Raw genomic sequence first — 19,424 nt, forward strand, 5'->3', positions numbered from 1 at the left:
AATACGTGAATGGCATTATCGACATTATCATTTCCGCATCCACGTGGGTTTTGCCGGTATTGATGGCAGTGACGTTGCATGAGGCGGCACACGGATTTGCCGCCAAACTGTTTGGCGATGATACTGCTCAGCGCGCCGGGCGGCTGAGCCTTAATCCAATCCGTCATATTGATCCGGTCGGTACGGTTCTGATTCCCGGTTTGCTGTTGCTGACCGGTGCGCCGTTCCTGTTTGGTTATGCCAAACCGGTTCCAGTCGCGTTTCATCGTTTGCATCCTCAGCGCCTTGGCGTGATCGGGGTCGCGGTTGCAGGCCCCGCAACCAATGTCGCGTTGGCGATTGTATCAATCCTGTTGCTGGTCGGCTTGCCGTCGCTTTCACCGGCGGTCAATGACTGGCTCGCAACCACGTTACAGCAGTCAATCTGGCTGAACTGTATTCTGGCAGTGTTTAATATGCTGCCGATACCGCCACTGGATGGCGGGCGGGTATTGACTGCCATCTCACCGATGCCCATAGCGCGGGTCTTGGCGCGCATGGAAAAAACCGGCATGATCCTGTTGATTGCGCTGATTTTCCTATTGCCTTATGTCACAGGGCTTCTTGGCGTTAATTTGCCGATATTCCATTGGCTGGTGATTGAGCCAGCATCGGCACTTGTTGATTTTCTGGCCGGTATTTTCGCCCGATAATTGGCGGACGGTCCGGGGGAATTATGGCCAAACAGTTCGAACTCGATATTCCGGACGAGGTATTTGACAAGGCCCCCGTTGATGACGGGCCGAGCCTTGCCGAACGCCTGATGCTGGATCTGGACGGCTTTGAAGGTCCGCTTGACCTTTTGCTGGAGCTGGCACGCGACCAGAAAGTCGACATTATCAGGATTTCGATCCTGGAACTTGCCGAGCAGTATCTGACTTTCATTAATACCGCGCGTGAATTGCGACTGGAACTGGCGGCCGATTATCTGGTGATGGCAGCGTGGCTCGCCTATCTGAAGTCGCGGTTACTGCTGCCCAAGCAAGACAGCGACGAGGAAGAACTTAGCGCCGAGGAAATGGCGGAACTTCTGGCGTTCCAGCTGAAACGGCTGCAGGCCATGAAAGCCGCCGGTGAAAAATTGCTGGAACGGCCCAACCTGGGACGGGATTTCTTTGGTCGAGGAGATCCTGAAGAAGTCCGGGTTACGACGGCATCGGTTTACGATGCATCGCTTTATGACCTGTTGAAAGCCTACGCACAGATTATGCTGACATCAGAGTCCAAGACGCTTGAGATCGAAGCATTCGATCTTTATGCCATGGATGATGCGATCCGGCGTTTGCGCGATCTTTTCGGGCGGCGCGTTGTGCCGACCTGGACGAAACTTTTGGAGTTCATGCCGCACGGTCTTGGCACGCCGTTAAAAGCACGGTCAGCACTGGCTGCACATTTTGTCGCCAGCCTTGAAATGTGCCGCGATGGCGAGCTGGAAATCTCGCAGGAACAGGTGTTTGGACCGATCATGTTGAGATCACCGCAAAAAAGACGCGATCCCGAACTGGCTATCACATCCGGGGATTACAGTGATATGGACACATTCGGAACCAAACCCGGGGCAGGGACAGAGAGCAATGGCGATTGATACAGTGACCGATCCGCAATTTGAAATCGACGGCATTGAACACGCACCGCAGATCGATTTTCAGCATCTTCGCATTGTTGAGGCCGTATTGTTTGCATCTGCCGAACCGGTCAGCGAACGGGTACTTGCCGCCCGCCTGCCAGACGGAGCCGATGTTGCCGTTCTCCTTAAGGAATTACAGGCAAATTATTCTGAACGCGGGATAAATTTGAACCGTGTTGGTGAAAAATGGGCATTTCGAACTGCTGTCGACCTTGCGGGTGATCTTCATATCGAGGTCGAAAAAGCCAAGAAAATGACGCGTGCGACACTAGAAACGCTGGCGATCATTGCCTATCACGAGCCGGTTACGCGTTCCGAGATCGAAGAAATCCGTGGAGTGGCCCTGTCCAAAGGGACGCTTGATATTCTGCTGGAAGCGAAATGGATACGTCCGCGCGGTCGCAAACGTGTACCGGGACGTCCGGTTCTGTGGGCCACAACCGATGATTTTCTAGATCATTTCGGCTTGGAGCATCGCGACGACCTGCCGGGGCTTGCCGATTTGAAAGCGGCCGGGTTGCTTGACAGCCGTCCGGGCATGGGCCGGTATGGTGCCAACTCCGACGATGAGGCCTTGCCCGATCTGGTCGATGACGGCGAGGTCACCGATGCCGTTATCGAGGAAGCCCTTACGACCCGCAATCTCGCCGATCTGGACGAAACCATTTATAGCGACAATCCCAATCTGGAAGAAGAATACGACGCAGAGAACCGTTAAAGAGGCTCTTTGGCCATCTTTTATCAATCTTCTTTGATCCAGCTTCTTGCATGCGCTGTTCGGTAGGATTAAATCTGGGAAAGATTTTGCAACTTATTTGCACGGTTCCCGGCAAAAGAATTAAAGAGAGATTTGATGCCAGACGGCTTGAGAATGTCCAATGTCAGCCATAATTTCGGCAGTATCAAGGTTCTCAAAGAGATAAGCTTTGACGTTGCACCCGGCGAACTGGTTTGCCTTTTGGGGCCTTCGGGATGTGGCAAGACAACCGCATTACGCATCGCCGCCGGGCTTGAAAAGCTTCAGCAAGGCAGCGTTTCCATCAATGATCAGCTTGTTGCTAGGCCCGGGGAATATCTTGAACCCGAAAAACGCGGTGTCGGCATGGTGTTTCAGGATTACGCCCTGTTTCCCCATCTAAGCGTTGCAAAAAATATCGGGTTTGGTCTGCGATCCCAAAATGATGCGGAACGCAAGGAAGCGGTTGAACGTGCCCTTCTGCAGGTTGGCATGGCCGATTATTACAATGCCTATCCGCATGAATTATCAGGCGGGCAGCAACAGCGTATTGCGCTTGCCCGTGCCTTGGCACCAATACCGCGTGTGATGCTTTTGGACGAGCCGTTTTCGGGGCTTGATGTCGCGCGCCGGGCCGAGCTTCGCGATACTACGCTGCATGTTTTGAAAAATGCCGGGATTGCGACGATCATGGTGACCCATGATCCGGAAGAAGCGATGTATATGGCGGATCGGATTATCGTGATGAATGAAGGGCAGGTAATGCAGGATGGCACACCCGAAAACCTTTATTTCAATCCGCAGAACCGTTTTGTTGCGTCTTTCTTTGGTGAAGTAAACCGTTTTGCCGGAACGGTGCAAGACGGTGTCATCGCAACACCGCTTGGCGACGTGTCCCATGATGCATTAACCGATGGTACCAAGGTCGAAGTGCTTGTCCGGCCTGAAGGATTGCATGTTGGCGAGGCAATGAATGGTCACGATGTTCTGGCCCGTGTTGATGCGGTTCGTTCGCTTGGTGAAATCAGCCTGATGCATTTATCACTGCATAAAGGCGGCCATGTTCATGCCCGCGTGCCTCGTAGACTCTCGTCTGTTAATCAAGGTTCTGTTGCTATAACACTTGATCCTGACATGACCTTCGTGTTTCCTGTGAATTAGGATGGTTTCATGTGTGAAGCGGGTCTGACGAGACTAAGAAACAAACATATTGGTTCGTAGCAATGCACGCTATATTCACAATCGTTGCATTGCACAGTGGGGGGCTTTCTGCCATTATCCGTGCATTCTCGCCAGTTGGCAGATTGGATCTTTGGAGATAGAAATTATGGGTATTGGCGTTTGGCAAATCGTTCTGATTCTGGCGATTGTCCTGATTATCTTTGGTGCGGGAAAGTTGCCGAAGGTCATGGGTGACATGGGCAAAGGGATCAAGAGCTTCAAAGCTGGCATCAACGAAAAAGACGAAGACAGTGCTGCTTCGGCCAAAACCATCGAAAACAACACGTCTGCTTCGGTTTCTGCCGAAAGCAAAGACAAGGATTCCGTGAAATCCTGATCGTCTGTCGGGTTTCCTTCAGATAGGCGTGTTCCATGTTTGATATCGGCTGGACCGAAATGGCACTTGTGGCCGTCGTCGCGTTGTTTGTCGTCGGCCCCAAGGACTTGCCCCATGTGCTGTACAAGCTAGCAGGCTACTGGAAAAAAGTGCGTGGTATGGCGCGCGAATTTCAGGGCGGCATTGATAATCTTATTCGTGAGGCCGAGCTTGACGATCTGCGCAAGCAGGTTAACGATGCGCGTTCAAGCACAAAGGATTTTATCGACAACAAGATTGCCGAACCCAAGACGGCAACCAAACCCGATGAAACCAAGACCGATACCAAATCGGAAAGCAAAACCACGGTGCCAAAGCCCGATACACCTGCAGTGGCTAAACCTGCCGCTGCGGGCAAGAAGACAGATCATCCGGAGAGCCAGGCGTGAACATGCAGTCGCATGACAAGCAGATGCCCATCATGGAACATCTGATCGAGCTTCGGAATCGTCTGACCTGGGCGGTTCTGGCACTCTTTATCACCTTCGGCATTTGCTATTATTTCGTCGAAGATATTTATGGATTTCTGGTAAAGCCACTGGCCGATGTCATGGGGCCGGATCGGCGCATGATCTATACCGCGCTGACCGAGGTATTCTTCACCTATGTAAAAGTCTCGTTCTTTGCTGCGTGCTTTGTTTCGGCACCGGTATTTCTTGGACAGTTCTGGGCGTTTGTTGCACCGGGGCTTTACAAAAACGAACGTTCGGCATTCATGCCGTTCCTGTTTGCAACGCCGATCCTGTTTTTGGCGGGTGGGGCGCTGGTTTATTACCTGATCATGCCGTTGGCCTGGAAATTCTTCCTGAGCTTTGAAAGCGCAGGCGGGGCATCAGGGCTGGCCATTCAGCTTGAAGCAAAAGTTGGCGAGTATCTTTCGCTGGTAATGAAGCTGATCTTTGCGTTTGGCTTGTGCTTCCAGTTGCCGGTGTTGCTGACACTAATGGCGCGTGCCGGGATCGTGACCGCTGATTCACTTGCCAAACGTCGCAAATATGCGGTTGTGATTGCGTTTGTCTTTGCCGCGGTGCTGACACCACCCGACCTGATTTCGCAGGTTGGTTTGGCCATTCCGATCATCATTCTTTACGAGATATCGATCGTAATGGCGCGGATGTCCGAACGCAAACGTGCCAAGCGCGAAGCGGAAGAAGAGGCAGAGCTTGACGGTGACGACGGGGATACCGATAGAAAAGAAGACGATGTCGACGCCCAGGGTTCGGCTGCTGCGGCAGCAGATTATGGAGATGGTGAGGACGACAAGGGCGATTTCAAAGCACTTTCCGGTTCTGCGCCAAAGTCTGATGCGTCTTCGTCATCCCGATCTTTGGGAGCCAAAAAAGGCGACGATGACGAGGATGATTTCAACAGCGCGCGCTGATTGAATTATCCGGTTCTCGAACGACCGATCTGGCGGGGTGGACCAAGCGTCCACCCCATCGTATAAAAGCCCAAATAGTTGAAGAATAAGGTGCCGTTTCATGCACGATATTAAATGGATTCGTGACAACCCCGAGGCCTTTGACGCGGCGATGACCGCGCGCAAGGTCGAAATGACTGCCCAGCGTCTGATCGATATCGATGCAGACCGTCGTCGCCTGATGACCGAACATCAGGAAATGCTGGCGCGCCGCAAATCCATTTCGGGTGAAATTGGCAAATTGCGCCAAAGCGGCGGCAACGCCGACTCGCTGATGGCCGAGATGGGGACGCTCAAAGACCGGATCAAGAATGCCGAAGACGGGCAGGCTGCCTTGAACGAGCAGCTTGATCTTCTTCTGTCGTCGCTTCCGAATATTATCGATGCGGAAGTCCCTGCGGGTGAAAGCGAAGAAGACAATGTTGAGGTTCGCAAATGGGGAACCCCTGGCGAATTCGACTTCCAGCCGCTTGAACATTTCGAGATCGGCGACAAGCTTGGCATGATGGATTTCGAAACTGCGGTCAAACTCTCGGGTTCGCGGTTTGTCATTCTGCGTGGCGGGCTTGCCAAACTTGAACGCGCGCTTGGCCAGTTCATGCTGGACCTGCATGTCAACGAGCATGGATATGAAGAGACCATTACGCCGATGTTGGTGCGTGACGATGCGATGTTTGGCACCGGTCAGCTGCCAAAATTTGCCGAAGATTCGTTCAGAACCACCAATGACATGTGGCTGATCCCGACGTCTGAAGTGACGCTTACCAATCAGGTCGCGGGCGAGATCATTGATGGAGCCAAACTGCCGCTGCGCTATACCGCGCTGACCCAGTGTTTCCGTTCGGAAGCCGGTTCGGCCGGTCGGGACACGCGCGGCATGATCCGCCAGCACCAGTTTTCGAAGGTTGAAATGGTATCGGTGGTCGCTGCCGAAAAATCGAACGAGGAACTTGACCGTAAAACAAGATGTGCGGAAACGATTCTGGAACGTCTTGGGCTTCCATACCGGACGGTGGTTCTGTGCTCGGGCGATATCGGTTTTGCCGCGCGAAAAACGTTTGATATTGAAGTCTGGCTGCCGGGACAGGGAAAATATCGCGAGATTTCGTCCTGTTCGAACACCGGCGATTTCCAGGCGCGCCGCATGAATGCGCGTTACCGTGCCGCAGGCGACAAGAAAACCAGCTTTGTTCATACCCTGAATGGTTCGGGGCTTGCGGTCGGTCGTTGCCTGATTGCGGTGATGGAAAACTATCAGCAGGCTGATGGCTCTATCCGCGTTCCCGATGCATTGAAGCCCTATATGGGCGGTGTCGAGGTTATTTCACCGCGCGGATAGGGTTAACGAAGATGGTCGATTTGAAACATGCCCGTATTCTGATCAGCAATGATGACGGGATTGATGCGCCGGGGATCAGGCTTTTGGAAAAGCTTGCCTGTTCGCTTTCCAATGATGTCTGGGTTGTGGCACCGACGACGGAGCAAAGCGGTGCCGGGCATTCATTGACCCTGCGCCATCCGTTGCGTATTCGCAAACGTGACGAACGGCATTTTTCAGTCGACGGCACGCCGACGGATTGCGTTCTGCTGGCGTTGCAGCAGATCATGCGTGACAGTCCGCCCGATATTGTTCTGTCGGGGATCAATCGCGGCGGCAATCTTGGCGAGGACGTAACCTATTCCGGGACCATCGCGGCGGCGATGGAGGCAACCTTGCTGAATGTACCGGCAATTGCCTTTTCGCAGTATTTCTCTGGTAACCTGATTGACTGGTCGGTCGCGGAAAAACATCTTTTGCCTTTGGCTGAAACCCTTATTCAAACGACCTGGCCACGTGGTGTTCTGATTAATGTGAATTTTCCGGAAACCGAACGAGAAGGCGGAGCGCGGATCGAAGTTTCCCGGCAGGGGCAACGCAAGATCGGCGATCATATTGCCGAACGCCTTGATCCGCGTGGCGAGCCCTATTACTGGATCGGGGCGATCAAATCGGAATTGCCCAAGGATGAAAATGCGGACTTGCGGGTCATTGAGAGGGGCGATATCTCGGTAACTCCGATCAGTCTCGATTTCACCCATTACGAGACGCACGCAAAACTGACGAAGGCATTTCCGTGAACGAGCCTGTCATTGCCCGAGAAGCCGAAATCGAACAACTGCTTGCGATCCTGCGCAATGACGGGATCCATGATGAAGACGTTCTGCGTGCGCTGGCCAGCATCCCGCGCGAAATTTTCGTCGCCGAGCCCTTTGTCAGCCGTGCATGGGAAAATGTTGCTCTTCCGATCAGCAAAGGCCAGACGATTTCACAGCCCTATATCGTTGCCCTGATGACGCAGGCGCTTGAATTGAATGACCGCATGAAGGTGCTTGAGGTGGGGACGGGGTCGGGCTATCAGGCCGCGATCCTCGCCAAACTTGCTCGTCGGGTTTACACGCTTGAACGACACAAACCGCTTCTGCGCGAGGCGGAAGACAAATTCCGCGAGCTTGGTTTGCATACGATTTCGACCCTGCATGGTGATGGCGGGCTTGGCTGGAAGGCACAGGCACCGTTTGATCGCATCATCGTAACCGCGGCCGCACAGGATGTGCCGCCGGTTCTGGTTGATCAGTTGGCGATTGGCGGGATCATGGTGGTACCGGTCGGTGAGGTATCCCACACCCAGTTGTTGTTGCGCGTTTTGCGCACGCCGACGGGCATTGATGTGACCGAACTGATGCCTGTCCGGTTTGTTCCGATGTTGCCGGGTACCGAAGAATTCTGAGCCGAATGCTGCATCTGCTTACGGATTGTTAACGGCTGATCGCAGACAATCCTTCCCATGATGGAAAATAGTGTCAAACAGGCTGTTCGAAGAATACGGACGCTGGCGTTTGTCTGTGGGACAACGGCGGCGCTGGGGGGCTGTTTGCTCAATTCTGTTCCGGTGCCGGTGGTTTATGGCGAGGGTGCGACATACAGCCCTTATAGCATGCCGGAACTCAAAAACGGTGAGCGGGTCATTACCGTCGAACCGGGTGACACTGTTTCGGGCCTTGCCAACCGGTACCGTACCGATTTTGGCCGGTTTACTGACCGCAACAAATTGGCAAAGCCCTATGTGATCTATCCTGGCCAGCGCCTTGTCCTGCCGCCGTGGGATCCTTCCTATGACACCAACAGCCAGACCGCAGTTGCCAGTCGGTCGCCATCCGGCACGACAAATTCCGCCCCGCGCAAAACCGTTACCATTGGTGGCAAGCGCGAAGTTGTCAGCGTTCCGCTGGGAGCACCCGGAGCAACGCCTGTGCCAGAACGTTCAGCAACTGTTCAGACCGCGCGCATCAGTCCGAATAATGGTGGCAGCATTCCGACGCCGGGCCTGAAACCTCAGGACTTTGCCGCGCGTGCGGAACAACGCTATGCCTCGGTCAATACCTGGAAAACAGATACACGTGAAATGCCCCAGGCAACACCGGTCGCCGGACAGGGTAGTGCTGTGCGCAAGAATGTTGTGATTGCCGAACCGGATGGTCGCAAGGGATTTGTCTGGCCGGTGCAGGGCGACATCGTGCTGAAATACGGCGCAAGCGCGGGCGGGCTTTATAATGACGGGATTAATATCAAGGCGGATCGCGGCACACCGATCCTTGCTGCCGATAATGGTGTTGTCACTTATGTCGGCAATGAATTGCGTGGCTTTGGCAACCTGATCCTGATCAAGCATGCCGACGATTATGTCACTGCATATGCCCATACAGAGAACCCGATGGTGGCGCGTGGTGATATGGTTGAACGCGGTCAGAAGATTTCAAGTGTCGGCAGCACGGGGGCCGTCAATCAGCCGCAACTTCATTTTGAAATCCGGCGCGGACGCAAGTCGGCCGATCCCATGAAATACCTGCCGCAAATGATGGTGTCGCGATAAAAAAGCGCCCGGGCCGCATACTTCCGGGCGTTTTTCTTGGGATACCGGCGGGCGTCAGTCAGCCAATTTTCTTGCCCATTTCACCGGCAATTTCCTGAATGAACTGCCATGCCACGCGACCCGAACGGCTGCCGCGTGTTACGGTCCATTCCTTGGCGCGTGCGCGAAGGTCTTCTACCGGGATATTAAGCCCGAATTCCTTGGCATAACCTTCGATAATCTCGAAATAAATGTCCTGCGAGATATTGTGGAAACCAAGCCACAGCCCGAAACGATCCGACAGGGATACCTTTTCTTCGACCGCCTCAGACGGGTTGATCGCGGTTGATCGTTCATTTTCGATCATGTCGCGTGCCATCAGGTGACGCCGGTTGGATGTGGCATAGAAAATCACATTGTCCGGTCGACCTTCTATCCCCCCTTCAAGTACGGCTTTGAGTGATTTGTAGGATTCATCTTGTAAATCGAATGAAAGGTCATCACAGAACAAAACCGTCTTGCGGCCACTTTCTTCAAGAATATGCAAAAGATGGGGAAGGGTCGGGATGTCTTCGCGGTGAATTTCCACCAGTGCCAGTGCACCGGCCCTTTCAGCGTTAATTTTGGCATGCATCGCCTTGACGATTGAACTTTTCCCTGTACCGCGTGCTCCCCATAGCAAGGCGTTGTTGGCAGGCAAGCCATCGGCAAAACGCTTGGTATTGTTATAAAGAATCGTTTTCTGCTGTTCGATTCCCTGCAAAAGATCGATATCGATACGATTTACATTGCGTACCGGTTGCAGATATCCGCTTTCGGCCTGCCAGACAAAAGCATCGGCAGCAGCCAGATCATTGGATTTGTGCGCAGGTGGGGCCATGCGCTCCAGCGCGGCGGCAATGCGTTCAAGGGCTGGCAAAAGGTGGTTGAGATCGTTGGTCATCAAGGCCTCTTGAATGTTTCTTTTTATGATGGCGTCAGCATGTACAGGTAAAACGCTATCACAAGGCGTTCTGGCAATAACAGTGCCATGTGATGTAACGCGTGTTCACAGGGGTGAACAGAACCACAGAATAAGGGATTTAACAGATAAAAATCCGGTTCTTCCTTGCGTTGACGGAACACACCGGTATATTCCGGCAGTTGATTTGTTTTGTTGTATGGGATTAGGAGTTCCTAATGTTGATTTCGCCGGCTTACGCACAGGCCGCTGGTGGCGGCGGTGCAGATATGCTCACGAGCTTCCTGCCGCTGATCCTGATTTTTGTCGTATTTTATTTCCTGCTTATTCGTCCGCAGCAGAAAAAGCAAAAAGAGCATAAAGCGATGCTTGCTGCTGTCCGTCGTGGTGACAAAATCGTCACGGCTGGTGGTCTGATCGGTACCGTTGCCAAAGTTATCGGCGATGACGAGCTTTCGGTCGAGATCGCTGAAGGCGTTAAAGTCAAGGTTGCGCGCGGCATGGTTTCGACAGTTCTGTCGAAAACCGAGCCAGCCAAAGGCGACGACAAAGACGAAGAAGATACCGAAGAGACCAAAAAAGACTGATCTCTTCCACGACTTGCAAGGCGGGGCGAATGCTCCGCCTTCTTGTTTCCAGCCGGTGGCCTGCGGGGCAAACAGCACCCGATGTTCGACAGAACCAGACCTAGGTTTTCCAGACAAATCTGGTTAAAGGACACATGCTTTATTTTACGAAATGGAAGGCAGCACTGGTTCTGCTGGTGTGCGCTTTGGGCGTTATATACGCCGCACCGAATTTCCTGCCCAAGGGCACATTCGCGACTGACGCCAGCTATCTGCCAGGCAAACAGATCAATCTTGGTCTGGATTTGCGCGGCGGCTCGCACATGCTGCTTGAGGTTGATATCAACAGCGTCATTCGCGAGCGATACGAAGCGCTAGGCGATACGATCCGGTCAACCCTGCGCGAGGAACGCATTCGTTACCGTCCGCGTGATGCAGGTCTGAACGGTGCCGAAGTCACGGTGGTCAATGCCGACGAAGTCGAGAAAGCCCGCGATCTGATCCGTGATGTTGAACCCGATACCGTGATGAGCGGCGAGGGTAACAACATTATCGTTTCCTATACCGATCTGGCCCGTAAAGAGCTTATTGATCGCGCTATCAGCCAGTCGCTTGAAGTCGTGCGTCGTCGTGTTGACGAATTGGGGACGACCGAACCATCGATCCAGCGGCAGGGCGAAGACCGTATCGTGGTACAGGTTCCGGGGCTTGATGACCCGTCACGTTTGCGCGCGATCCTTGGTCGTACCGCGAAAATGAACTTCCATCTTGTAAACGAGGAAAAAACCGCGTCCGAGGCGCGTGCCACGGGCATGCCGCCGGGAACAATGATCCTGCCGTCAGCGGATGAAGGCGACCGGACTGCTGGTATCAACGAATATCTGATTGATCGCCGCGTTGTGGTTTCGGGTGACAATCTTATTGATTCACAGCCGACCTTCAATGAAGGGCGCCCGGTTGTATCATTTCGCTTTGATGCGGCAGGTGGTGCACGTTTTGGTGATATGACATCGAAAAATGCCGGTCGACGCCTGGCGATCATTCTTGACGGCGAAGTGATCTCGGCACCACGCATCAATGAACCGATCCTTGGCGGTAACGGCATCATTACCGGCCAGTTCAGTGTTCAGGAAGCCAACGATCTTTCACTGCTGCTGCGCGCCGGTGCTTTGCCTGCGCCGATGCAGATTCTTGAAGAACGTTCGGTTGGTCCGGGTCTTGGGCAGGATTCGGTCGAGGCTGGCGAAATCGCGGCCATTCTCGGTCTGGTATTTGTGATTGCCTTCATGGTGATCAGCTATGGCCGGTTTGGTATTTATGCCGATATCGCGCTTCTGATGAACCTGATCCTCGTTCTGGCGGTGATGTCTGTCCTGCAGGCGACGCTGACGCTGCCGGGGATTGCCGGTATCGTTCTGACGGTCGGTATGGCGGTTGATGCCAACGTGCTGATTTTTGAACGTATCCGCGAAGAACGGAACAATGGCCGTACCATCATCAATGCAATTGATGCCGGTTATCGCAGTGCGATGTCGACCATCCTTGACGCCAACCTGACTACGCTGATTGCAGCCCTTGTGCTGTTCAGCTTTGGTTCCGGTCCGATCAAGGGCTTTGCCGTGACGCTTGCGATTGGCATTATCACGTCGATGTTCTCGGCAATCTGGGTGACCCGACTGTTGATTTCAGTCTGGGTTAAACGTCGTCGTCCGACGGAACTGGTGATTTGAGGAAGGGAGCAGGAAGAATATGAAACCGTTGCATCTTGTTCCGGATGACGTGAACATCCCGTTCCTCAAATTCCGGAAAATATTCTATATCTTTTCGCTGGTTTTGGTTCTGGCGTCTGTCGGATTGTTCATGACCAAGGGGCTGAATTTCGGGATCGATTTCCGGGGTGGTATTCTGGTTGAAATCAAAACCGATGGTCCGGCCGATATTGGCGCACTGCGTGACAATCTTGGCTCGCTTGGTCTTGGTGACGTTTCGATTCAAGAATTCGGTGAGCCCGATGATGTCCTGATCCAGTTACAGCGTCAGGACGGTGATGAACAGGCCCAGATGGCAGCCCTTGCCACGGTGACCGAGGCACTTGGCGATAACGTCACTATTCGCCGCAGTGAGCTAGTCGGCCCGAAGGTCGGTGACGAACTTAAGGAAGCCGGGGTCTATTCGGTTGTCATCTCGTTGCTGCTGATCATGATCTATATCTGGTTCCGCTTTGAATGGCAGTTTGCCGTGGCGTCCGTTGTGGCACTTCTGCATGACGTTCTGATCACAATTGGGTTCTTTGTGATCACGGGTGTTCAGTTCGATCTGGCGACTCTTGCTGCGGTTCTGACTGTTGCCGGCTATTCGATCAACGATACGGTTGTTGTCTTTGACCGCATCCGCGAATATCTGCGCAAATTCCGCAAGATGGAAATTCCCGATCTGCTGGATATTTCGATCAACTCGACCCTGTCGCGTACCACCATGACGTCCTTTACCACCTTGCTGGCGCTGATTGCATTGTTTGCATTCGGTGGAGAGGCCATTCGTGGTTTCACGATGGCGTTAATCTTCGGTATCGTAATCGGAACTTATTCCTCGATCTGCGTAGCATCTCCGCTGCTGATCGTCTTGCGGTTGCGTCGTAAAATACCGGAGGGTGAGGAAGCCCGAGAAGCCGGTGCCTGATCATTCGATCTGCTGACAGGCATTTACAAAAAGGCCGGGTTTGTGCGACAACAACCTGGCCTTTTCCTTTGGGTTTGTCACGGCAAGATGTCTTTGCAAACTGATCAAATCCCAGCCTGATTAAAAGGGGCCGATATGTCTCTGGAAGTAAGTCCGCTGGTCGCAGAAGGCCGCAAGATCGTTACCAGTTATGGAGACGGCCTGTTTCGGTTTGGGGAGGAAGTCGTTACCGGCTCCGTTTTGCTGTTCCCGAAGAATGTTTATTCTTGGCCCTATGCAAGTATTGATGATGTGGATGTCGATGGATTTAAACACGTCATCAAGGCATCCGGAGAGATCGACATTCTTCTGCTTGGTATGGGTAATTCAATGAAGCCTGTACCTAGCGCATGGCGCAATGCCCTTCGCGAGAAGGGGATCGTCATCGAACCGATGGATACAGGTGCGGCCTGCCGAACCTACAACGTTCTGGTATCCGAAGCGCGCCGGGTTGCTGCCGCCCTGATTGCCGTCTGAGCAGAACAATCATGCGCTGCGCAGTTTAAGAAATTCATGTAATTGTTCCCGCACGTCTAACACGCTTGCCATCACTGCGGCCGGGCCAGGTGGATAATCAGGCGGAAAAGCATCACCACATAAAAACAGATTCTTCCAAGGCGGCACAAGCCGATGGCGAAGGGCTGCAACACCTGGGCTGAGTTCGGGAAAAGGCGCCTCGCAATCGACATAGCTGAATGTCGGGCACTCGCTATCCGGGCCAATCTTTGTGCGTAGGGAAAGATCAAGGTCGAGATGCTGGTCGCACAGTTCTACAACTCGATGCCAGATGGTAGTCGCAAGCTGGTCGGCGGTACCATCGCTTGGCAAGATCAGGCTGCTGTTCATACTGACCTGAATGTGACGGCGATTACAATAGATGGCGCGAACCAGATCATCGCCTGTCAGTACGCAACAAGGTTCTGCAAAGCTTTTGCTGGCCTGAAAGACAAAGGTTCTCCGATGAGCTGGGGCCGGAGGCATACCGATATCGGGAACGGCATCGCAAAGCGGTCTAGGATGAAGGGCAAGCACAACAGCATCTTCGGGATGAATTTCAACGTGATTATCGCCAAAAAACAGATCGGTGGCGAAATTGGCAGTGCTGTCGATATCTCCAAGGGCAGCACCACTGACGATATTTCCACCTGCATTGATAAACTGATCGCGAAGAACGGGCAGGGCAATATCATTCAGAATAATCGGATCAATGGCCGCGAATGCGTGGCTGCTATTGTGTCGGCGCAAATCGCGCGAAGACGGTAGCAATACCCGTCCCAGCAGCGCCGCCGAACAGTTGTGGGCAGGCATGGAAAACAGAACTTCTGCCAGTGTCGCAAGAGCATCCTGATGATAGGTCGGGGTCATGCCGTCCTGCATTTCCTCCGAGCCAATCGATATTCGGTTTTGCGGGCTGACCCGCCTGTCTTCGGCAGCGTACCGCGAGAGCCATAAATTCCAGGCAGTGAACAGGCGTGCAAAAACAGTTGGACGTCTTGCGATCAATGCAGCAGCGATCCCGTGATCAAGATCAATGATCGCAGGGTTGCGTTTTGGATGTTTCAGACCGAGAACCGCATGGGCCGGTCTTATCAGTTTTCTTGGAATCTCGGGCCATTGAGTGAAAAAACTTCGTACCAGTCCTTCGGGATCGTAGAAGATTTCCGGTTCAGCGACCTTGTGATCTTCGGGCGAGGTATTCATGCCGCGCGTCCAGCGGCTGACAAATGGCTCACTGGCATCATAAAGCGTGACGGGCACACCATCCTGCGCCATTTGTGTGGCAAGGGCGGACCCGGCCAATCCGGCCCCAATGACGTGAAGTCCTGGTGCAGAGAAGGATGCCATATGCCTGTCCTGTTTTAATTGTTATACAGGGGCCGCAAGAAACAATCCGAAGCGGTAATCGTTAGGGTATTGTCCCTAAGCCATTGTTTGATTTCAAACCTTAACAGCAGATTACACGTGAAGTCATGGATGAAATTACAACCGAAATTGATAGCCTGAACAGCGAAGTGATTGATTACATGACCAATTGGGTCGATATGCTGGGCGGCGGAGAAATCGGCAGATATGTCGTTGCGGGTGTTGTTCTGCTATTCGTATTGGTTCTGAAACGTGTTCTGGCGCATGGTGTAATCGGCGGGCTGCGGAAACTGGCACATCAGCGCAAACACAGTACAGCCGCCCATGTTCTGGATGCCTTCGAGGCCCCGGTTCAGCTTCTGGTTATTCTCGGTGGCGTATATTTTTCTGTTGAAATCCTTGACCTACCGGAAAATGTTGATGCCGTTCTATTTGAATTGATCGGCATCTTTGCGACCTTCTCGGTTTTCTGGGCATTGTTCCGATCAATAGAGCCGCTTGCCATGCCGTTCAACAATCTGGCAGGTCGTTTTGGTGGCGGTCTTGGTGACGTTTTGCGCCAGTTTTTTATCCGGGCTGCCAGAACGCTGATCGTTGTGATCGGCGTTGTTGTTTTGTTGGAAAACTGGGGCATTGATGTGTCGGCGTTTCTGGGCGGGCTTGGTCTTGCCGGGATGGCCGTGGCGTTGGCCGCAAAGGATTCGGTCGCCAATATTTTCGGCGGCCTGACTATTCTCGCCGATAACCGTTACAAACGAGGCGACTGGGTAACATGGCGCGATATCCGCAATCGGCATATCATTGCATTCAAACATATTGTCGAGGCTAACGACGCCGCGTTTGCTTTTCCGTCGCAGTCGCTTTATGTCGAAACCCTGCCTGAAAACATGCCAGATAAATCCAGTGGTGACCGCGATGAAACGACGCGCAAGATCGGATGACGTGCGATGACTGACACGCCAACGCTTTCCTATTGCGCGGACTATGTCCGCCGGAACGACAAAGACCGGTTCCTGTGTTCGCTTTTTGCCACGCCGGAATCGCGCGAATCCCTTTTCACGCTTTATGCCTTTAATCAGGAAGTCTCGAAAACGCGCGAAATGGTCAGCGAGACCATGCTGGGCCATATCCGGTTGCAGTGGTGGCGCGATACGCTTTCCGAGATCGAACAGGGCAAAATCCGCAAACACGAGGTCGTTGAACCGCTTGCGGTGCTGATCCAGTCAGGGCGGATCAATCCGCCTGATCTGGAAATCCTGATTTCCGCGCGCGAGTTTGATCTTGTCGACAAGGCCCCGGCAAATCAGGCAGAGCTGGATCACTACATCGATCAGACATCCGGCCATCTGGCTGTAATGGCTGCCGAATTGCTGGGCGCAAGCGGCGCGGATGCCAAACATGCCGCCCGGCTTGCAGGTAATGCATACGGGTTGGTGGGAATCCTGCGCGCAATGGTGTTTCATGGCCGGGCAAAACGACTTTATTTACCACAAGACCGGATTGCGCATTACGAGGTCGGGCAGGGCGATATTTTCGAGTTTCGCAAAACCGATGCTATCAAGGCGCTAACGCGCGAGATCGCCGAACTGGCGCAGGAACGTATCAGGGAAGCCCGCAGGCACCGCAAAAATCTGCCATCAAGGGCATTGGCCGCGGCACTGCCGGTGGTCTTGGCTGACGGCTATTTACGCAAACTGTCAAAGGCTGGCTTTGATCCGTTCAGTGCCGAATTCGGCCTTGCCCGTCCGGCAAGTTTCCGCATGACGTTAAACGCAATGTTGCATCGTTACTGATATCAGGCTGGATATTGGCAAAATCTTGTCTAAATAGATGTAATGGGTAAGACATTTTCGCACGGTCCGTGATAGCGTCCGATAGTGATACCGATAACCGGCATACAGATTTAACTTAACGAGGTCGAACATGATCAATGTGTATGCGCCAAAAAAGGCTTTGGGGCTGTTGGGTGTGCTTCTGATCATGTGTCTGGTCGCACCGCAATCCGCTCAGGCAGCCAGTATCACCCCGTTTGTCGGGGATTATCATGGAACATCAATCGATAATGCCGAGGAAGAACTTCAGGCACGCGACCTTGACGTTAAAATCAAGGAAACTGATCGGGGCGGGTTTATTATCGACTGGTCGACTGTGATCCATAAAGCCGATGGTCGTGAAAAGAATGTCTCGCTCAGCATTGAGTTCTTTGCCACTGATCGCCCGGATATTTATGGTAGTGCCATGCGTTCCGGCCTGTTTGGCAAGCGAGTGCCCAATGACCCGTTGCAGGGTGAACCGTTTGTTTGGGCGCGCATTGTTGACAAGACCTTGACCGTGCATGCGCTTTACATCACCGACGACGGTGGTTATGAAATGCAGGTCTATGAACGCAGCCTTGATGAAAAGGGTGACATGGATCTGGTATTTAAACGCTTCCGCGACGGTGAACCGATTCGTGATGTGACCGGTAATCTCCAGCGCCAGAGCAAGTATTAAGCAATTAAGGCCGCATCGTCCGATGCGGCCTTGGTCTTATGCGGCGTTGATACCGGCAAGCCATTCGTCAAACAGCGGAATAGCGCGGTCGCTGTAAAGTTTTTTGCGATCACGGCCTTTGACCCGTTTGGTCAGCTCAAGTTCCGGAAACAGTCCGAAATTGACATTCATCGGCTGAAAGGTGCTTTCGTCGGCACCGCCGGTGATGTGGTTTAAAAGGGCTCCCATGGCGGTGGCAAGCGGCGGTGTCGGGATTGTTCTATCCTGCTTTTCCGCCGCGGCAAAACGCCCGACCATCAGGCCGACGGCTGCACTTTCCACGTACCCCTCGCAGCCGGTAATTTGTCCGGCAAAACGAATATCGGTACGCGCCCTCAAACGAAGTGTGCCATCCAGAAGACGCGGGGAATTCAGGAAGGTGTTGCGATGAATACCGCCAAGACGGGCGAATTCGGCATTTTCAAGCCCCGGGATCATGCGAAACACATCGGCCTGCGCGCCATATTTCAGTTTCGTTTGGAAACCGACCATATTGTATAGCGTGCCCAAAGCATTGTCCTGGCGCAACTGTACGATGGCACGTGGCTTGCGGGTTGGATCGTGCGGATTGGTCAACCCGACCGGCTTCATCGGGCCGTGACGAAGAGTTTCACGACCACGTTCGGCCATAACTTCAATCGGCAGGCAACCATCGAAATAGGGGGTGTCTTTTTCCCATTCCTTGAATTCGGTCTTATCGCCTTCGATCAGGGCATCGATGAAGGCATTGTATTGATCTTCATTCATCGGGCAATTGATATAGTCCTTGCCATCGCCCTTGTCATAGCGCGACTGGAACCATGCCTTGGAAAAATCGATGCTCTCCTTATAGATGATCGGGGCAATCGCATCGAAGAAGGCAAGGCTTTCCTCGCCGGTAACCTTGCGAATGTCTTCGGCCAGTGCGCTTGAGGTCAGTGGGCCGGTTGCGATGATCGTACTTTCCCATTCAGCGGGCGGCAGCCCATCGACTTCACCGCGTTCCATGGTGACCAGCGGATGATTCATCAGCGCATCGGTTACCGCCTGCGAAAAACCTTCGCGATCAACCGCAAGGGCGGCACCGGCGGGAACCTTGTGCGCATCGGCACAGCGAATGATCAGTGATCCGGCGCGACGCATTTCATCATGGATCAGGCCGACCGCGTTATATTCTTTGTCATCAGACCTGAACGAGTTGGAACAAACCAGCTCCGCGCATTTGTCGGTGTGATGGGCGTCGGTTGGACGGGTCGGGCGCATTTCATGCAGGATAACCGGAATACCGGCTTCGGCCAGTTGCCAGGCGGCTTCGCTACCGGCCAGACCGGCACCGATGATATGAACGGGTTTGACCGTGCTCACGGTTGCGAACTCCTCAGCGAAAACGGGTTTGACTTTTTCTGGCACACACATAGCGGTGCAGACAGCCAGATTTCAAGTGAATTGCATCATTTCGACCATTAATACCACCCATGCGGGGACAAAATATTCAC

General features: G+C 53.3%; 20 protein-coding genes and 1 pseudogene. 18 read left to right on the forward strand and 3 right to left on the reverse strand.

Translation table 11 applies throughout. From position 1 onward, the window contains the following. The first annotated feature begins 5 nt into the window (after positions 1-5). From LG297_RS09640 to LG297_RS09690, 11 genes and pseudogenes are all read left to right on the forward strand, one after another. The gene (locus LG297_RS09640; RefSeq protein ID WP_404426694.1) at positions 6-692 is read left to right on the forward strand and encodes a site-2 protease family protein; all 687 of its coding nucleotides are present in this window, start codon (positions 6-8) and stop codon (positions 690-692) included. Positions 693-715: 23 nt separating this feature from the next. Next, complete coding sequence (locus LG297_RS09645; protein ID WP_404426695.1) at positions 716-1,624, forward strand: segregation and condensation protein A; 909 nt, start codon at positions 716-718, stop codon at positions 1,622-1,624. Then, positions 1,614-2,384: an SMC-Scp complex subunit ScpB gene (gene scpB / locus LG297_RS09650; protein WP_404426696.1), complete on the forward strand. Its 771-nt coding sequence runs from the start codon at positions 1,614-1,616 to the stop codon at positions 2,382-2,384. Before LG297_RS09645 ends, scpB begins: the two co-directional genes overlap by 11 nt. Positions 2,385-2,519: 135 nt before the next feature. Further along, the gene (locus tag LG297_RS09655; protein WP_404426697.1) at positions 2,520-3,563 is read left to right on the forward strand and encodes an ABC transporter ATP-binding protein; all 1,044 of its coding nucleotides are present in this window, start codon (positions 2,520-2,522) and stop codon (positions 3,561-3,563) included. A 166-nt stretch (positions 3,564-3,729) separates the two neighbouring features. Continuing rightward, positions 3,730-3,960, forward strand: coding sequence for a twin-arginine translocase TatA/TatE family subunit (tatA, locus tag LG297_RS09660; protein ID WP_007089633.1), 231 nt, complete (start codon positions 3,730-3,732; stop codon positions 3,958-3,960). Positions 3,961-3,995: 35 nt separating this feature from the next. Beyond that, positions 3,996-4,388, forward strand: a complete 393-nt coding sequence (gene tatB / locus LG297_RS09665; RefSeq protein ID WP_404426698.1) for a Sec-independent protein translocase protein TatB — start codon at positions 3,996-3,998, stop codon at positions 4,386-4,388. A gap of 2 nt (positions 4,389-4,390) precedes the next feature. Next, a pseudogene (gene tatC / locus LG297_RS09670) lies at positions 4,391-5,152 on the forward strand (twin-arginine translocase subunit TatC); the annotation flags it as partial. A 328-nt stretch (positions 5,153-5,480) separates the two neighbouring features. Then, positions 5,481-6,758 carry a serine--tRNA ligase gene (serS, locus tag LG297_RS09675; RefSeq protein WP_404426699.1) on the forward strand — a complete coding sequence of 426 codons (1,278 nt, stop codon included), beginning with the start codon at positions 5,481-5,483 and terminating at the stop codon, positions 6,756-6,758. Positions 6,759-6,769: 11 nt separating this feature from the next. Continuing rightward, positions 6,770-7,537 (forward strand): 5'/3'-nucleotidase SurE, encoded by a 768-nt coding sequence (gene surE, locus LG297_RS09680; protein ID WP_404426700.1) that lies wholly within the window; start codon positions 6,770-6,772, stop codon positions 7,535-7,537. Further along, positions 7,534-8,187: a protein-L-isoaspartate(D-aspartate) O-methyltransferase gene (locus LG297_RS09685; protein WP_404426701.1), complete on the forward strand. Its 654-nt coding sequence runs from the start codon at positions 7,534-7,536 to the stop codon at positions 8,185-8,187. Before surE ends, LG297_RS09685 begins: the two co-directional genes overlap by 4 nt. A gap of 144 nt (positions 8,188-8,331) precedes the next feature. Further along, complete coding sequence (locus LG297_RS09690; protein WP_404426702.1) at positions 8,332-9,330, forward strand: peptidoglycan DD-metalloendopeptidase family protein; 999 nt, start codon at positions 8,332-8,334, stop codon at positions 9,328-9,330. 58 nt (positions 9,331-9,388) lie between these two features. Here the strand turns inward: LG297_RS09690 and LG297_RS09695 are convergent, their stop codons facing one another. Beyond that, positions 9,389-10,252 (reverse strand): ATP-binding protein, encoded by an 864-nt coding sequence (locus LG297_RS09695; RefSeq protein ID WP_404426703.1) that lies wholly within the window; start codon positions 10,250-10,252, stop codon positions 9,389-9,391. 236 nt (positions 10,253-10,488) lie between these two features. Here LG297_RS09695 and yajC point away from each other — a divergent pair, with 236 nt between their 5' ends. The 4 genes from yajC to LG297_RS09715 all read left to right on the forward strand — a co-directional run bounded on the left by yajC (position 10,489) and on the right by LG297_RS09715 (position 14,031). Continuing rightward, positions 10,489-10,857 carry a preprotein translocase subunit YajC gene (gene yajC, locus LG297_RS09700; RefSeq protein WP_404426704.1) on the forward strand — a complete coding sequence of 123 codons (369 nt, stop codon included), beginning with the start codon at positions 10,489-10,491 and terminating at the stop codon, positions 10,855-10,857. A 134-nt stretch (positions 10,858-10,991) separates the two neighbouring features. Beyond that, positions 10,992-12,566, forward strand: coding sequence for a protein translocase subunit SecD (gene secD, locus LG297_RS09705; protein WP_404426705.1), 1,575 nt, complete (start codon positions 10,992-10,994; stop codon positions 12,564-12,566). A gap of 19 nt (positions 12,567-12,585) precedes the next feature. Further along, positions 12,586-13,515, forward strand: coding sequence for a protein translocase subunit SecF (secF, locus tag LG297_RS09710; protein ID WP_404426706.1), 930 nt, complete (start codon positions 12,586-12,588; stop codon positions 13,513-13,515). A 135-nt stretch (positions 13,516-13,650) separates the two neighbouring features. Continuing rightward, positions 13,651-14,031 carry an Mth938-like domain-containing protein gene (locus tag LG297_RS09715; RefSeq protein ID WP_404426707.1) on the forward strand — a complete coding sequence of 127 codons (381 nt, stop codon included), beginning with the start codon at positions 13,651-13,653 and terminating at the stop codon, positions 14,029-14,031. 9 nt (positions 14,032-14,040) lie between these two features. On the opposite strand, the gene LG297_RS09720 is transcribed toward LG297_RS09715, so the two are convergent. Further along, complete coding sequence (locus LG297_RS09720; RefSeq protein WP_404426708.1) at positions 14,041-15,399, reverse strand: amine oxidase; 1,359 nt, start codon at positions 15,397-15,399, stop codon at positions 14,041-14,043. Between the two features lie 125 nt (positions 15,400-15,524). Between LG297_RS09720 and LG297_RS09725 the strand changes: the two genes are divergently transcribed. The 3 genes from LG297_RS09725 to LG297_RS09735 all read left to right on the forward strand — a co-directional run bounded on the left by LG297_RS09725 (position 15,525) and on the right by LG297_RS09735 (position 17,910). After that, entirely contained in the window at positions 15,525-16,358 is an 834-nt protein-coding gene (locus LG297_RS09725; protein ID WP_404426709.1) for a mechanosensitive ion channel domain-containing protein, read from the forward strand. A 6-nt stretch (positions 16,359-16,364) separates the two neighbouring features. Continuing rightward, complete coding sequence (locus LG297_RS09730; RefSeq protein ID WP_404426710.1) at positions 16,365-17,210, forward strand: phytoene/squalene synthase family protein; 846 nt, start codon at positions 16,365-16,367, stop codon at positions 17,208-17,210. Between the two features lie 130 nt (positions 17,211-17,340). Then, complete coding sequence (locus tag LG297_RS09735; RefSeq protein ID WP_404426711.1) at positions 17,341-17,910, forward strand: hypothetical protein; 570 nt, start codon at positions 17,341-17,343, stop codon at positions 17,908-17,910. 36 nt (positions 17,911-17,946) lie between these two features. Here LG297_RS09735 and trmFO read toward each other — a convergent pair whose 3' ends face one another. Next, the gene (gene trmFO, locus LG297_RS09740) at positions 17,947-19,293 is read right to left on the reverse strand and encodes a methylenetetrahydrofolate--tRNA-(uracil(54)-C(5))-methyltransferase (FADH(2)-oxidizing) TrmFO (protein ID WP_404426712.1); all 1,347 of its coding nucleotides are present in this window, start codon (positions 19,291-19,293) and stop codon (positions 17,947-17,949) included. Between the last annotated feature and the right edge of the window lie 131 nt (positions 19,294-19,424).

It is taken from the genome of Thalassospira australica (assembly GCF_044790785.1).
Lineage (GTDB): Bacteria > Pseudomonadota > Alphaproteobacteria > Rhodospirillales > Thalassospiraceae > Thalassospira > Thalassospira australica_A.